13 protein-coding genes and 1 pseudogene are annotated in these 14,019 nt (G+C 60.0%); 6 read left to right on the forward strand and 8 right to left on the reverse strand.

What is annotated here, in order from left to right; all coding sequences use genetic code 11:
- Positions 1–54: 54 nt before the first annotated feature.
- A complete protein-coding gene (locus tag PSH57_RS20060) occupies positions 55–708 on the reverse strand; it encodes a thiopurine S-methyltransferase (protein WP_305385066.1) in 654 nt (217 codons plus the stop codon).
- 104 nt (positions 709–812) lie between these two features.
- On the opposite strand from PSH57_RS20060, the gene PSH57_RS20065 reads away from it, so the two are divergent.
- Entirely contained in the window at positions 813–1,580 is a 768-nt protein-coding gene (locus tag PSH57_RS20065) for a DODA-type extradiol aromatic ring-opening family dioxygenase (protein WP_305385067.1), read from the forward strand.
- Positions 1,581–1,792: 212 nt separating this feature from the next.
- Here the strand turns inward: PSH57_RS20065 and PSH57_RS20070 are convergent, their stop codons facing one another.
- Together PSH57_RS20070 and PSH57_RS20075 are read right to left on the reverse strand one after the other, a co-directional pair.
- Positions 1,793–3,466, reverse strand: coding sequence for a DEAD/DEAH box helicase (locus PSH57_RS20070; protein ID WP_047226368.1), 1,674 nt, complete (start codon positions 3,464–3,466; stop codon positions 1,793–1,795).
- A gap of 489 nt (positions 3,467–3,955) precedes the next feature.
- Complete coding sequence (locus PSH57_RS20075) at positions 3,956–4,711, reverse strand: spermidine synthase (protein ID WP_305385070.1); 756 nt, start codon at positions 4,709–4,711, stop codon at positions 3,956–3,958.
- A 136-nt stretch (positions 4,712–4,847) separates the two neighbouring features.
- Here PSH57_RS20075 and PSH57_RS20080 point away from each other — a divergent pair, with 136 nt between their 5' ends.
- Positions 4,848–6,194: a class II 3-deoxy-7-phosphoheptulonate synthase gene (locus tag PSH57_RS20080; RefSeq protein ID WP_305385072.1), complete on the forward strand. Its 1,347-nt coding sequence runs from the start codon at positions 4,848–4,850 to the stop codon at positions 6,192–6,194.
- A 133-nt stretch (positions 6,195–6,327) separates the two neighbouring features.
- On the opposite strand, the gene PSH57_RS20085 is transcribed toward PSH57_RS20080, so the two are convergent.
- Both PSH57_RS20085 and PSH57_RS20090 read right to left on the reverse strand, forming a co-directional pair.
- On the reverse strand, positions 6,328–7,557 hold the full coding sequence (locus PSH57_RS20085; protein ID WP_305385074.1) for a winged helix-turn-helix domain-containing protein: 1,230 nt from the start codon (positions 7,555–7,557) through the stop codon (positions 6,328–6,330).
- A gap of 64 nt (positions 7,558–7,621) precedes the next feature.
- Positions 7,622–7,843 carry a DUF1127 domain-containing protein gene (locus PSH57_RS20090; RefSeq protein WP_047226364.1) on the reverse strand — a complete coding sequence of 74 codons (222 nt, stop codon included), beginning with the start codon at positions 7,841–7,843 and terminating at the stop codon, positions 7,622–7,624.
- 97 nt (positions 7,844–7,940) lie between these two features.
- On the opposite strand from PSH57_RS20090, the gene PSH57_RS20095 reads away from it, so the two are divergent.
- Positions 7,941–8,795 carry a LysR substrate-binding domain-containing protein gene (locus PSH57_RS20095; protein ID WP_256231500.1) on the forward strand — a complete coding sequence of 285 codons (855 nt, stop codon included), beginning with the start codon at positions 7,941–7,943 and terminating at the stop codon, positions 8,793–8,795.
- On the opposite strand, the gene PSH57_RS20100 is transcribed toward PSH57_RS20095, so the two are convergent.
- Positions 8,785–9,519, reverse strand: coding sequence for a sulfite exporter TauE/SafE family protein (locus PSH57_RS20100; RefSeq protein ID WP_305390434.1), 735 nt, complete (start codon positions 9,517–9,519; stop codon positions 8,785–8,787). The two genes, PSH57_RS20095 and PSH57_RS20100, sit on opposite strands and share 11 nt — an antisense overlap.
- Positions 9,520–9,680: 161 nt before the next feature.
- Between PSH57_RS20100 and PSH57_RS20105 the strand changes: the two genes are divergently transcribed.
- The 3 genes and pseudogenes from PSH57_RS20105 (at position 9,681) to PSH57_RS20115 (ending at position 12,002) form a co-directional block, all read left to right on the forward strand.
- Positions 9,681–10,142 (forward strand): MarR family winged helix-turn-helix transcriptional regulator, encoded by a 462-nt coding sequence (locus PSH57_RS20105; protein WP_305385076.1) that lies wholly within the window; start codon positions 9,681–9,683, stop codon positions 10,140–10,142.
- A gap of 389 nt (positions 10,143–10,531) precedes the next feature.
- Positions 10,532–10,951 (forward strand): organic hydroperoxide resistance protein, encoded by a 420-nt coding sequence (locus PSH57_RS20110; RefSeq protein ID WP_305385078.1) that lies wholly within the window; start codon positions 10,532–10,534, stop codon positions 10,949–10,951.
- 35 nt (positions 10,952–10,986) lie between these two features.
- A pseudogene (locus tag PSH57_RS20115) lies at positions 10,987–12,002 on the forward strand (alpha/beta hydrolase).
- Between the two features lie 205 nt (positions 12,003–12,207).
- On the opposite strand, the gene PSH57_RS20120 reads toward PSH57_RS20115, so the two are convergent.
- Positions 12,208–12,777, reverse strand: coding sequence for an elongation factor P (locus PSH57_RS20120; RefSeq protein WP_003199385.1), 570 nt, complete (start codon positions 12,775–12,777; stop codon positions 12,208–12,210).
- Positions 12,778–12,825: 48 nt separating this feature from the next.
- Positions 12,826–13,959, reverse strand: coding sequence for an elongation factor P maturation arginine rhamnosyltransferase EarP (earP, locus tag PSH57_RS20125; RefSeq protein ID WP_305385081.1), 1,134 nt, complete (start codon positions 13,957–13,959; stop codon positions 12,826–12,828).
- Between the last annotated feature and the right edge of the window lie 60 nt (positions 13,960–14,019).

Here is a 14,019-nt window from a genome sequence, read left to right on the forward strand (position 1 = left end):
GCTCCCACAGGGCGCAATGTGGGAGCGAGCGATAAGGCCAGCGGACACGCCACATCAACGACTGGAAACCCGATACACCCGCTCATCCAGCCTTTTGACTCCAGCCTGCAAGAACTTCCAGCTTTCCCCCAGCACATCCTGTTCCTGCAAGACCTCCAGCCGCCAGACATTTCCCAGCAGCCGCAGCACCTCATCGTTTCCTACCGAGAAAGGTGGACCGGGCATTTCATCCTGGTTGTAATCCAGGGTAATCAACAGCCCAACACACTCCGGCAGGATCTTCTGCAAATGGGTCGCGTACCGCTCTCGCATCGCCACAGGCAAAGCGATCAATGCGGCGCGGTCGTAAAGCGCCGCGCAATCGGCCACATCCCCAGCGCCCAAGGCAAAAAAATCACCGCAGCGGATTTCGATATCCCCGGCACGAAACACCTTGAACGCACCCTCCTCACTCACGCTCGGCTCAAGCTGATGCTCAAGAAAGAAATCCTCTGCGGCTTTTTCCGACAGCTCCACCCCCAGTACCGAATACCCCTGCTGGGCGAGCCACAAGAGGTCGAGCGTTTTCCCGCATAGGGGTACCAGCACCCGACTGCCCTGCTCTACCCCCAATTGCGGCCAGTAACATTGCAGATAGGGGTTCACTTCCGGCAAATGAAAGCCAATCTGATTGGTTGACCAGCGCTTGTGCCAAAACTCGGGCTCCATGACTCACTCCAAAAAAACCGATTAAAACGGGCTAAAACTTATATTAGATTTAGATCATAGACCTGACAGAAGATGGCGACATCTTAACGCTCAGGAGTCCGTTCATGCTGCCCAGCCTGTTTATCTCCCATGGCTCACCGATGCTCGCCCTGGAACCCGGCGACAGCGGCCCGGCACTGGCTCGCCTCGCCGCGCAACTGCCCACACCCAAAGCCATCGTCATCGTGTCCGCGCACTGGGAAAGCAGTGAGCTGTTGGTCAGCGCCAATCCACATCCACGTACCTGGCATGACTTCGGCGGCTTCCCGCCAGCTCTGTACGAGGTGCAATATCCGGCGCCGGGCGATCCGCAACTGGCGGTGCAAGTGGCGGACCTGCTCAACGCCGCGCACCTGCCGGCACGCCTCGACACAGAGAGACCATCCGATCATGGGGTGTGGGTGCCGTTGTCCTTGATGTACCCCAAGGCCGAGGTTGCCGTCGTGCAGATCTCCCTGCCCACCCGACAAGGGCCGGCCCTGCAAACCCAGGTCGGCCGGGCCTTGGCAAGCCTGCGCCAGCAAGGCGTGTTGCTGATAGGCTCAGGCAGCATCACCCATAACCTGCGCGACCTGGACTGGAACGCCGGCCCCGATAGTATTGAGCCCTGGGCCAAGGCTTTTCGCGACTGGATGGTTGAGAAGCTGGCGGCCGATGACGAGGCCGCGCTGCATGATTACCGTCGCCAGGCGCCAAACGCCGTGCGCAGCCATCCCAGTGATGAGCATTTGTTGCCGTTGTATTTCGCCCGGGGTGCGGGGGGTGAATTCAGCGTTGCCCATGCGGGGTTCACGATGGGGACGCTGGGGATGGACATCTATCGGTTCGACTGACTGACCGAGTCGCTCCATTCGCGAGCAAGCCCGCTCCCACACTGGACTGCAGCGCACGCAAATGCGCCGTTCACTGCAATCACCTGTGGGAGCGGGCTTGCTCGCGAATGGGACAACGCCAATCGACCTGAAAGAACACCAAACGTCAGGCAAAAAAAATCCCCGAACCAGTCGGGGATTTTTTATGTTCGATCAATCAGCCCGAGAGCGGATCAATCTTCGCGATAGCGACGCAGTTTGAGCTGCTTGCCGGCGACACGAGTGTCCTTCAGTTTGGTCAGCAACTTCTCCAGACCATCTTCCGGCAGCTCTACCAGGCTGAAGCTGTCACGTACCTGGATGCGACCGATGGCCTCACGAGCCAGGCCGCCTTCGTTGAGGATGGCGCCCAGCAGGTTCTTGGCCGCGATGCCGTCACGGGCACCCAGCGCAGTACGGCAACGCGCACGGCCTTCGGCCAGCGGGATCGGTGCGCGACGCTCGCGATCACCACGGTCCGGTCGGTCACCGCTACGCTCTGGACGATCGCCACGCGGTGCGTTGTTCGGCACCAGTGGACGTTCCTTCTCGATCGCAGCCAGGGTCAGCGCCTGGCCATTAGTGGCCTTGCGCAGCAGAGCAGCGGCCAGGGCACGTGGGGTGCAACCGATGTCGGCGGTCAGGCGATCGAGCAGATCACCGTGGGTCGATTCGGCGTCAGCCACCAGTGGCGACAGGCTATTGGTGAGTTTCTTGATGCGGGCATCGAGAACTGCCTGGGCGTCCGGCAGGCGAACTTCAGCGACCTTCTGACCGGTTACACGCTCAATCACTTGCAGCATGCGGCGCTCACGCGGGGTGACCAGCAGCAGTGCACGACCTTCGCGACCGGCACGGCCGGTACGGCCGATACGGTGAACGTAGGATTCCGGATCGTACGGCATGTCCACGTTAAACACGTGGGTGATGCGCGGAACGTCCAGGCCACGGGCGGCAACGTCGGTCGCCACAACGATGTCCAGACGGCCATCCTTGAGGGAGTCGATCACGCGCTCGCGCTGATTCTGGGCAATGTCACCGTTCAGCGCAGCGGCTTTGTAGCCTTTGGCTTCCAGGGCACTGGCCAGGTCCAGGGTCGCTTGCTTGGTACGTACGAACATGATCAGGGCGTCGAAATCCTCGACTTCCAGCAGGCTCAGTACGGCCGAGGTCTTCTGGTCGGCGTGAACCAGCAGGTGAGCCTGCTCGATCGCGGTGACGGTCTGGGTCTTGGTCTGGATCTTTACGTGTTGCGGATCGCGCAGGTGGCGCTCGGCAATGGCGCGGATCGACTGCGGCAGCGTGGCCGAGAACAATACCGTCTGACGGGTCGCTGGCAGGGCCTTGAAGATGACTTCCAGGTCATCCATGAAACCCAGCTTGAGCATTTCGTCGGCTTCGTCGAGAACCAGGTGGTTCACGGTAGCCAGTACTTTTTCGTCACGACGCAGGTGGTCGCACAGACGGCCCGGAGTGGCGACAACGATTTGCGCGCCGTTACGGATGGCTTTCAACTGCGGGCCCATCGGAGCGCCGCCGTAAACAGCCACGACGGTTACACCAGGCATTTGCTTGGAGTAAGTTTCAAAAGCGGTGGCTACTTGCAGCGCCAACTCACGAGTTGGCGCCAGGATCAGGGCTTGCGGTTCGCGCTTAGCAGGATCGATGCGATGCAGGATCGGCAGGGCGAACGCGGCGGTTTTACCCGTACCGGTTTGCGCCTGACCAATCATGTCGTGACCGGCCATGATGATCGGGATCGATTGCTGCTGAATAGCCGAAGGTTCTTCGTAGCCGGTCGCAATGACGGCTGCAAGAATGTTCGGATTAAGATTAAAAGCGACGAAGCCGCCGGTTTCCTGGGTCATGGGTCTGCCTCTAAGTGCATCCGCAAAGACCCATGCTCCAAAGCTGCGCATGCCGTGTTGAGACTCAAGAGTCGCCCTGGCTGCTTTGTCGGCGGGGATTTGCGAAAACGAATGAATGAAAAGAACGTCGTGGAAGCATCCGTTGTGCGGACATGCAGCCGAAGCTGGCTTCGGGAAATTGCGCTACCTTGACGCGGCCCGGCTAAAGGCCGGCGCGCACTATACCGGAATTCGCCAAAAAAGGGAGATTTTTTATTGCCAGAACCCGGTCATGGGCCTCGCTGTCGCAGGCCCTGGGGTTCACGGTACAACCGTTTGTTTTGCACCGGCACGGCGTTGCGGGGGCGGGGTGCTAAAACGGTTCATCGTTACCTGTGGGAGCAAAGCTTGCTCGCGATGCAAACACTGCGCACTTGCGCAAGCACTGAGCTGTGTTTATCGCGAGCAAGCTTTGCTCCCACAGGGGGGTTGTCACACCTTGGACGAGTGTCAAGTCGCCGGGCGAATGGCCTTGATCAACGACTGCAATGAATAACCCAGTCGCGGCGTCAGCCCTTCGGCCCTGGCGAGCAGTGCTTGCATGTCCAGTTCCTGATCCAGATCCGCCGGCACGATCAGGATGACGTTGCCCTCCTTCACTGGCAGCTCCCAGTAATGCCGGTGGTACAGGCCCCGCAGCAGCGCCGCGCCCAATGGCTTGCCATCGTCAGTGGCCCATTGGTTGATCACCAACCAGCCACCCGGGTTGAGGCGTTTCTGGCAGTTCTCCAGAAAACGCCAGGCCAGGTGCCCGACGCCGGGACCGACGTCAGTGTAGAGGTCGACGAAGATCAGGTCCGCAGGCTCGGCGGTTTCAAGCAGCTCCAGAGCATCGCCGACGCGGATGTACAGCCGCGGATCGTCGTCCAGCCCCAGGTATTGGATGGCCAGGCGCGGCACATCGGGGCGCAGTTCGATGGCTTCGACATCTTCCAGCGGCAGAAACTTGAGGCAGGCCTGGGTCAGCGTCCCGGCGCCCAGCCCAAGAAACAGCGCGCTTTCCGGCTGCTCGTGGCACAACGCACCAATCAACATGGCGCGGGTGTAATCATATTCGAGCCAGCTCGGGTCGGCCGTGAACACGCAGCTCTGTTCGATGGCATCGCCAAACTCCAGAAAACGGTAGTCCGCCACTTCAAGAACCCGGATAACACCGAACTCGTCATGCACTTCGGCGAGCAAATGCTCGACGCGCTCCTCTGTCATTTCATCTCCTGTGGCTACGCTGACCCTGAGCGCAACCGGGGGCAAAAGCGCGATTGTCCGCGAAGCGACGCAAACAGGTCACGCACTAATTTGCTGATAACATGGCAGCCCGAGCGTAAACCACCTAGAGATCATGATGAGCCAACCCTGGAGCCCTGACAGCTGGCGCGCCCTGCCGATCCAGCAGCAACCCCGATACCCCGACGCGGCGCATTTGCTGCACGTCGAGCAGACCTTGGCCAGTTATCCGCCGCTAGTGTTTGCCGGTGAAGCCCGGGAGTTGCGCCGTCAGTTCGCCGAAGTCACCCAGGGGCGGGCCTTCCTGCTGCAAGGCGGCGACTGCGCCGAAAGTTTCGCCGAGTTCTCGGCGGCGAAGATCCGCGACACCTTCAAGGTCTTGCTGCAAATGGCCATCGTCATGACCTTTGCCGCCGGTTGCCCGGTGGTCAAGGTCGGTCGCATGGCCGGGCAGTTCGCCAAACCGCGCTCGGCCAACGATGAAACCATCGACGGCGTGACCCTGCCAGCCTACCGGGGCGACATCGTCAACGGCATCGCCTTCGACGAGAAAAGCCGCGTACCGGACCCGGAGCGGCTGCTGCAGTCCTACCACCAGTCCACGGCCACCTTGAACCTGCTGCGGGCCTTCGCCCAGGGCGGATTCGCCGACTTGCATCAGGTACACAAGTGGAACCTGGACTTCATCGCCAACTCGGCCCTGGCTGAGAAGTACAGCCACCTGGCCGACCGTATCGACGAAACCCTGGCCTTCATGCGCGCCTGCGGCATGGACAGCTTGCCGCAATTGCGCGAAACCAGTTTTTTCACCGCCCACGAAGCGCTGTTGCTCAATTACGAAGAAGCGTTCGTGCGCCGCGACAGCCTGACCAACGACTACTACGACTGCTCGGCTCACATGCTGTGGATCGGCGACCGCACCCGTCAGCTGGACGGCGCCCATGTCGAATTCCTGCGCGGGGTAAACAACCCGATCGGCGTCAAAGTCGGCCCGAGCATGAATCCTGATGATCTGATCCGCCTGATCGACGTACTCAACCCGGACAATGATCCGGGCCGGTTGAACCTGATCGCGCGAATGGGCGCCAACAAAGTCGGCGATCACCTGCCACAGCTATTGCGCGCCGTACAGCGAGAAGGCAAGCAGGTGCTGTGGAGTTCAGACCCGATGCACGGCAACACCATCAAGGCCAGCAGCGGTTACAAGACCCGGGATTTCGCGCAAATCCTCGGCGAAGTGAAGCAATTCTTCCAGGTTCACGAAGCCGAAGGCACTTATGCCGGCGGCATTCACATCGAAATGACCGGCCAGAACGTCACCGAGTGCATTGGCGGTGCGCGGCCGATCACCGAGGATGGACTGTCGGACCGTTACCACACTCATTGCGATCCGCGGATGAATGCCGATCAGTCGCTGGAACTGGCGTTTTTGATTGCCGAGACGTTGAAGCAGGTGAGGCGCTGAGTCAGTCAGTCATTCGTCGCTGGTAGGATGGCTATCGCGAGCAGGCTCGCTCCCACATTGACCGCGCCGTACACAAATACTGTGTCCAGCAAAGATCAACTGTGGGAGCGAGCCTGCTCGCGATGGGGCCAGCTCAGTCACCCCCCACCTCAGCCAGCGCCCCCGCCAACCGAACCCCGCCCGCCCGAGCGCAATTGAGCTGGACCCGCGCCAACCCCAGCCAGTCAGCCAAGCGTCGCAGATTCAACGCCAGGGCCTGCAGCCCCTCCTCGTCCAGCCCCGGCTCCTCCTCATGCACGGCATGCACCGCCAATCGACCCAAAGCCCGCTCCGCCCGCAGGTCGACCCGCGCCGCAATACGTTCGTTGTGCAGGAATGGCAACACGTAATAGCCATACACCCGTTTGTGAGCCGGGGTATAAATCTCCAGTCGATAACGGAAGTCGAACAGCCGCTCGGTACGGCTACGCTCCCAGACCAAGGAATCGAACGGCGACAACAACGCACTGACTGCCACCTTGCGCGGGATTTTCACGGTGGGTGGGCACCACGCCGGTTGCTTCCAGCCTTGCACCTGGCAGCGCACCAGCTCACCGGCCTCTTCCAACTCGGCCAGTCGCCCACGGCTATCGGCCGGATCGAGTCGAAAATAGTCGCGCAAATCTTTCTCGGTGCCCACGCCCAAGGCTTGGGCGGCATGCAGCAGCAAGGCGCGCTGGGCCTGAGGCTCGTCCGGCAGCGGTTGTTGCAGGACCGAGGTCGGGAGCACTCGCTCCGGCAAATCGTAAAGCCGCTCGAAGCCCCGCCGCCCCGCCACCGTCACTTCACCCGCCGCGAACAGCCACTCCAGCGCATGTTTCTCGGCGCTCCAGTCCCACCAGGGGCCGGCCTTTTCCTGGCGCGTGGACAAGCTGCCCGCACCCACGGCGCCTTGCTCACGGACCGAAGCCAGCACCCGACGAATGACATCCTGGCGCTCCTGACCGAACTGCGCCAACTGTCGATAAATGCCCTCACCACGGGACGCACGCTCCATGCGCCAGCGCATCAGCGGATACATCGCCATCGGCAGCAGCGAGGCTTCATGGCCCCAGTATTCGAACAGCGTACGACGTCGGCCCTGGCTCCAGGCTGCCTGATCGAGCAAATCAGGGGTGTAGTGACCGAGACGGGAAAACAGCGGAAGGTAGTGCGAACGCACCAATGCATTGACTGAATCAATCTGCAGGACGCCGAGGCGTTCAATCAGGCGGTTAAGGCGCGCCGGTTGCACCGAAGCTGACGTTGGCCGCCCGTCGAATCCTTGGGCGGCCAGCGCCAGACGCCGGGCCTGTTTGAGGGTAAAGGACAGAGTCGCGGGCATGAAGATCTCCTTGTCTGCTCGCAACCTACCTCACCATTAAGCGGTTTGTGTAGGGAAGGATGGCTCATTTGTGCATCGGGTCATCCCAGAATGGCCGAACCACTTCTTTTTCGACGTCGGCACGGCTGACGCCGATGTCCTTGAGCGCCTCATCGCTCATTCCGGCAAGCAGTTCACGTTCGTGGTGCAATTCGTACCAGCGGCTAAACTTGTGCAGCAGAGCGCTGATCGAAAAGCCGTGGGATGAGAGTTTTTCTATCAGTAGATAACCTTTTTGACCTTTCATCGTGATGTCCTCCGTTGGGGATGGCCCAAGTCTCGCGCTAACGCTAAGATCAATCCAACGAATGTTTCTTATGCAATACATCTCGGATATTGATCAATTGTCGAGTTACCCGAGCATCGATACGGAAGTGCTGCGTACCTTTGTCGCCATCGCTGACCAAGGCGGTTTCACTCGTGCCGGGGAGCTGGTCAATCGCACCCAGTCCGCCGTCAGCATGCAGATGAAGCGGCTGGAAGAAGATGTATTGCAGCGCCGGCTGTTCGAGCGTGACGGACGCCAGGTCAAGCTCACCGCCGAAGGCCAGGTGTTGCTCGGCTACGCCCGGCGGATCCTCAAGCTGCACAGCGAAGTGTTCAATACCCTGCGTGAACCGCACATGGTCGGCACGGTGCGCATTGGCACCCCGGACGATTATGTGATGCGTTTTTTGCCGGGGATCCTGCAGCGCTTCGCCCAGTTCTATCCCTTGATCGAAATTGAAGTGCACTGCGAGTCGTCCAAGCAGTTGCTGCTGCGCCAGGATCTGGACCTGTCCATCGTCACCCGCAAACCGGGGGACGAAATCGGCCAGTTATTGCGCAAGGAGCGCTTTGTCTGGGCCGAAGCGGCGTGCTTCAGCGTGCATGAGCAAACACCGTTGCCGCTGGCGATGTTCAACAGTGATTGCTTCTGCCGGCAATGGGCCTGCAATGCACTGGATGCCATGGGCCGCGATTATCGCGTGGCGTACAACAGCTCCAGCCTGTCGGCGCTCATGGCGGTGGTCGGCGCGGGCCTGGCGATCACCGCACAACTGGAAAGCCTGCTGACCCCGGACATGCGCGTGCTGGGCGAGGCGGAAAACCTGCCGGAGTTGCCCGAGGCGAGCATCATGCTGATCCGCAACCTTCATCATCCGTCGCCGATCACCGAGTGCCTGGCCGAGCACATCGTCGAAGGTTTCAAACTTTAAAGGCGAGCAAGATCGCGCACAGCACCAGGAAACCGCAGAACAACCCGCGCAGCAGCCGTTCCGGCATGGCGTGGGCGACCTTCACCCCCCAACTTATACTGAGCAGGCCGCCAGCGGCCAGCGGCAGGCCGATCCACCAGTCCACTTGATGATGCACCGCATACGTGGCAAGGGTCACGCCGGTGCTGGGCAAGGCCAGCGAGAGGGACAATCCCTGGGCGACCACCTGACTGGTGCCGAACAGGCTGGTCAGGAACGGCGTCGCAACGACCGCCCCGCCGACACCGAACAACCCGCCCATGGTCCCCGACGCCGCCCCCAGCACGGCGAGCCACGGCCAGCCATAACGCATCTGCGCCGAAGCCTGCGCGCTGGCGGCGAACATGCGGATCAGGTTGTAGGCCGCCAGGACGACCATGAAGGCCACGAAGCCGATTCGCATGCTCTGCGCGTCGATGCCTACGGCCCAGATCGAGCCAAGCCAGGCAAAGCAAAAACCCATGGAGGCCAGTGGCAGTGCATGACGCATTTCAATGCGATTGCGCTGGTGGTAGCGCCACAAGGCGAGCATCACATTTGGAACGACCATCACCAGGGCCGTCCCCTGAGCGATCTGCTGGTCGAGGCCGAACAACACGCCCAGCACCGGAATGGCAATCAACCCGCCACCGATCCCGAACAATCCCCCCAAAGTGCCTAATGCGGCACCGAACGCCAGATACATCACACCTTCGATCACAGCCGATTCCCCCTTCATCAGGGCGCTTATCCTACGCAGTCGGCGCCCACGGGGGAACGCAACATCTGATCAGCACGTTAGAATTATCTGGCGCATTAAAGGTTCGCCCGCTAGATTTGTAACGATCATTGATTGAAGGTTCTGCCATGAGCACCCAACGCGACACCCCCGAACCCTGCGAAGCCCTGTTGCTCGACAATCAGGTGTGCTTCGCCCTGCACTCCACGTCGCTGCTGATGACCAAAGTCTACAAGCCGCTGCTGCAAGCTCTGGGCCTGACTTATCCGCAGTACCTGGCGATGATGGTGTTGTGGGAAAAGGACGGCCTGACTGTCAGTGAAATCAGCAACCGCCTGCTCACCGATCCGGGTTCACTGACCCCGTTGCTCAAGCGCCTGGAGGCCGAGGGTTTGCTGAGCCGCACCCGCAGCCGTGAAGATGAACGCGTGGTCATCGTCGAGCTCACCAAGCAAGGCCGTGCCCTGCGGGAAAAGGCCCTCGACATTCCCCAGTGCATTCTCGGCGCCAGTGGCCAGACCCTGGAGCAGTTGAAGAAACTGCAGCTTGACCTGCAAGAACTGCGCGGGCATTTGCAAGACAGCCTCTGATTCCAACTCCAGGTACACCGCCGCTCCCACAGGCCCGAAGCCAGATGCTGTGAACACCACAGATCCAATGTGGGAGCGGGCTTGCTCGCGAAGGCGGTGGCACATCCTGAACCATCTTTAACTGACCCACCGCTTTCGCGAGCAAGCCCGCTCCCACAGGGAGAATGATGGCAAGCCTGGATTTTGCGTTCAACCTAGCGTCGCTAAAAAGTTAAATCCTCTGAAACAGCTCTAGCTCAAGGGTTACGCACCCTTTTAGCTTTGCAAATCCAATTTACTTCAAAAATTTATATTGCGCGCAAAATATTAGCGCTATACATTTGCCTCACACCTACTTAGCGCGCAAATATTTTGCGCAAAAACAGCAACCCAGAAACGAGGCTCTCACCATGCAAACTCTCTACACCGCAATCGCAACTTCCACCGGTGGCCGTGATGGTCGGGCAATCTCCAGCGACAACATCCTCGACGTCAAACTCGCCACCCCCAAAGAACTCGGCGGTGCAGGTGGCGCGGCAACCAACCCGGAACAGCTATTCGCTGCCGGCTACTCGGCCTGCTTCATCGGCGCCTTGAAATTCGTCGCAAGCCAAAGCAAGCGCAAAATTCCGGACGACGCCTCGATCACCGCCCATGTCGGCATCGGCCAGATTCCCGGTGGTTTCGGCCTCGACATCGACCTGCACATCAGCTTGCCCGGTCTGGACCAGGCCGAGGCACAGAGCCTGGTGGACGCCGCTCACCAAGTCTGCCCGTACTCCAACGCCACCCGCGGCAATGTCGATGTGCGCCTGCACGTCACTGTTTAACCAACGTCTTACGGCCTGTATTTAAGGAGATGCACATGAACACCTTCAGCAAAGCCTTGACCGGCACCCTTCTGGCACTGAGCGTCGGCAGCGCGTTCGCCGACGGCATCGTCGAACACAACACCCAGGCGTTTCTCGATGCGTTGAATGCCGGCACCGGCAAGCCATTGGAGCAACTGTCGCCCAAGGACGCCCGCGCGGTACTGGTCGGCGCCCAGGCAGGGGTGAAACTGAGCTTGCCCAAGGCCGACGTCAGCGAGAAGACCATTGAGGTCGATGGCCAGCCGATCAGCCTGACCATTGTCCGGCCGGCCGGGGTCAAGGGTGAGCTGCCGGTATTCATGTTCTTCCACGGCGGTGGTTGGGTATTGGGAGATTTCCCAACCCACGAACGGTTGGTTCGGGATCTGGTGGCCGGCTCAGGTGCTGTCGCGGTGTTCGTCAACTACACGCCTTCGCCGGAAGCGCACTACCCGGTGGCGATCAACCAGGCCTACGCGGCCACAAAATGGGTGGCCGAACACGGCAAGCAGCTCAACGTCGACGGCAAGCGCCTGGCGGTGGTGGGCAACAGCGTGGGGGGTAACATGGCCGCTGTCGTGGCGCTGATGGCCAAGGACAAAGGTACCCCGGCGATCAAAATTCCAGGCCTTGTTATGGCCGGTGACCGACGCCAGCTTCGAGACCGCATCCTACAAGCAGTTCGCCGAGGGGCACTTCCTCACCCGCAACATGATGAAGTGGTTCTGGGACAACTACACCACCGATGCCGGGCAACGTAACGAGATTTATGCCTCGCCGCTGCGGGCCACCCCTGCACAACTCAAGGGCCTGCCGCCAGCGCTGGTACAGACCGCCGAGGCCGACGTATTTGCGCGATGAAGGTGAGGCCTACGCGCGCAAACTGGACGCCGCTGGCGTACCGGTCACGGCGGTACGCTACAACGGCATGATTCACGATTATGGTTTGCTCAATGTGGTGAGCCAGGTGCCAGCGGTGCGTTCGGCGATGTTGCAGGTGTCGGAGGAGCTCAAGCAACATCTGAAATAACTTGTGGCAAGGGCTGTGGGAGCAAGGCTGCCCGCGATGAGAGCGGCACAGTACCTCTGGAACCGAGGTGCCTGAATCGCGAGCAAGCTTTGCTCCCACACAAGCTTCGCCACCCGCGCCCTCTGTTCCCGGTGTCTAAACATGATCCAGCAGAAACAAAAAAGCCCGACTCAATGGTCGGGCTTTTTCATACACAAGACTTCGCTTATTTAGCGCGGCCTTTGTAGGAACCGCCTTCGCGGGTATCGATCTCGATCATGTCGCCGATTTCGATGAAGTCAGCGACCGACAGTTCGGTACCGTTCTTCAGTTTGGCAGGCTTCATTACCTTGCCGGAAGTGTCACCGCGAGCGGAACCTTCGGTGTAGTCAACCTGACGCACGATGGTGGTCGGCAGTTCTACGGATACCAGACGCTCTTCGAAGAACACCGCTTCGCAGACGTCGGTCATGCCTTCTTCGATGAACGGCAGAACGCTTTCGATGTCTTCGGCATTCAGCTCGTACATGGTGTAGTCAGTGGTATCCATGAACGTGTAGGTGTCGCCGCTGATGAAGGACAGGGTCGCTTCTTTGCGGTCGAGGATTACATCGTCCAGTTTGTCATCGGCGCTGTAGACGATCTCGGTCTTGTAACCGGTCAGCAGGTTCTTCAGCTTGGTCTTCATGATCGCGCTGTTACGACCCGACTTGGTGAACTCAGCTTTCTGAACCAGCCAAGGATCGTTTTCGAGACGGATCACGGTCCCGGGTTTCAGTTCTTTACCAGTTTTCATTGCGAATATCCGAATTTGGATGGGATTTACAAAAATCTAGGCCGCGTATCATAGCCAATTTACATAAAACTTCACCAGCGCTGCGGCAAGATCGGGTCGCGAGGCCTGTTCCAGACACCATGCCTGGGCATGCTCGAGCAGTTCCTGTTGCTGTTGGTCGACCATTTTCCAGTGTTCGGCCATGTCCTGGCCGGCATTCCAGGATCGCCAGAGGCCGCTGATCGCTTTTTGTGCCGGCTCCGAAAGACCGTGGGTATACAGCCGGAGAAATGCCTCGAGTTTTTCCAGGTGGACGTCTTCTTCCTGCTGGTAGATATGCCAGAGCAGCGGCCGGCCAGCCCATTGGGCGCGTACGAAGGAGTCCTCACCCCGCACGGCGTTGAAATCGCAGCACCATAATAGTTGATCGTACTGATCCTGCCGGACGAACGGCAGCACCTGCACCGTCAGGGCGCCACGTTGATGTACCGCACCGGCCTTCAGGCCATCGATGCCAAGCCAACGCTGGACATCGCCGAGCACCCGCCCTTCGGGGATCAACACATGAGAGGCGTGGGGATCGGCCACCATGGCATCGAACCAACTGGCAAGCCCGGCGTTTTCGTAGGCAAACAGCGAGATCAGGCGTGCGCCCGGCGTCCGCTGGACTCCCAACGCCTCAAGGAAAATCCGTTGCGCCTGGGCATCCTGCTGAAACTGTCGACGCCGCTCCAGAAGGCCGGCTTCACGCAACAGCCCCCCCGTTCCCTCCCGAAAGCCCGGAAAAAAGAAATACTTCTGCACGTGCTTGTATTTGACCGAGGGCAATCCGTGGCACCCAATGACCCAATCCTCCGCACTCAGATAATCGAGGTTCATCCACAACGGCGTGGTCTGACGCTCGGCCATCGCGTCCATATAGGCGCTCGGCAACTGGCAGGCAAACGCGGCGATCACCACATCGGCGGCTTCGGTGGACGGCCAGCTCTCAGGCCAATGGCACACTTGCACACCCTGCTGCCATTGCTCGCACAGCGTGATATCGATTTGCGGACACAATCGCTCGAAGGCTCGCAGGTCATCGACCCATAACCGCACCGCACATTGATGCTCGGCCACCAATTGCCGAGCCAGGCGCCAAGTGACGCCGATGTCGCCAAAGTTATCGACGACGGTGCAAAAAATATCCCAGCGCACGGTCATTCCCGACTCCCTGTGGCAAAGGCCCGATTGTCCCGCATTAAACCGATGATGCAGAAGAGC

Origin of the sequence: Pseudomonas hefeiensis (assembly GCF_030687835.1) — a bacterium.
Taxonomy (GTDB): Bacteria; Pseudomonadota; Gammaproteobacteria; order Pseudomonadales; family Pseudomonadaceae; genus Aquipseudomonas; species Aquipseudomonas hefeiensis.

What these genes read in the sequence shown, in the direction of transcription:
- earP (WP_305385081.1), bottom strand. Translation starts at nt 13,959, where the DNA reads ATGACCGTGCGCTGGGATATTTTTTGCACCGTCGTCGATAACTTTGGC.
- PSH57_RS20090 (WP_047226364.1), bottom strand. Translation starts at nt 7,843, where the DNA reads ATGAAAGGTCAAAAAGGTTATCTACTGATAGAAAAACTCTCATCCCAC.
- PSH57_RS20105 (WP_305385076.1), top strand. Translation starts at nt 9,681, where the DNA reads ATGAGCACCCAACGCGACACCCCCGAACCCTGCGAAGCCCTGTTGCTC.
- PSH57_RS20110 (WP_305385078.1), top strand. Translation starts at nt 10,532, where the DNA reads ATGCAAACTCTCTACACCGCAATCGCAACTTCCACCGGTGGCCGTGAT.
- PSH57_RS20100 (WP_305390434.1), bottom strand. Translation starts at nt 9,519, where the DNA reads ATGTATCTGGCGTTCGGTGCCGCATTAGGCACTTTGGGGGGATTGTTC.
- PSH57_RS20085 (WP_305385074.1), bottom strand. Translation starts at nt 7,557, where the DNA reads ATGCCCGCGACTCTGTCCTTTACCCTCAAACAGGCCCGGCGTCTGGCG.
- PSH57_RS20075 (WP_305385070.1), bottom strand. Translation starts at nt 4,711, where the DNA reads ATGACAGAGGAGCGCGTCGAGCATTTGCTCGCCGAAGTGCATGACGAG.
- PSH57_RS20070 (WP_047226368.1), bottom strand. Translation starts at nt 3,466, where the DNA reads ATGACCCAGGAAACCGGCGGCTTCGTCGCTTTTAATCTTAATCCGAAC.
- PSH57_RS20065 (WP_305385067.1), top strand. Translation starts at nt 813, where the DNA reads ATGCTGCCCAGCCTGTTTATCTCCCATGGCTCACCGATGCTCGCCCTG.
- PSH57_RS20080 (WP_305385072.1), top strand. Translation starts at nt 4,848, where the DNA reads ATGAGCCAACCCTGGAGCCCTGACAGCTGGCGCGCCCTGCCGATCCAG.
- PSH57_RS20060 (WP_305385066.1), bottom strand. Translation starts at nt 708, where the DNA reads ATGGAGCCCGAGTTTTGGCACAAGCGCTGGTCAACCAATCAGATTGGC.
- PSH57_RS20120 (WP_003199385.1), bottom strand. Translation starts at nt 12,777, where the DNA reads ATGAAAACTGGTAAAGAACTGAAACCCGGGACCGTGATCCGTCTCGAA.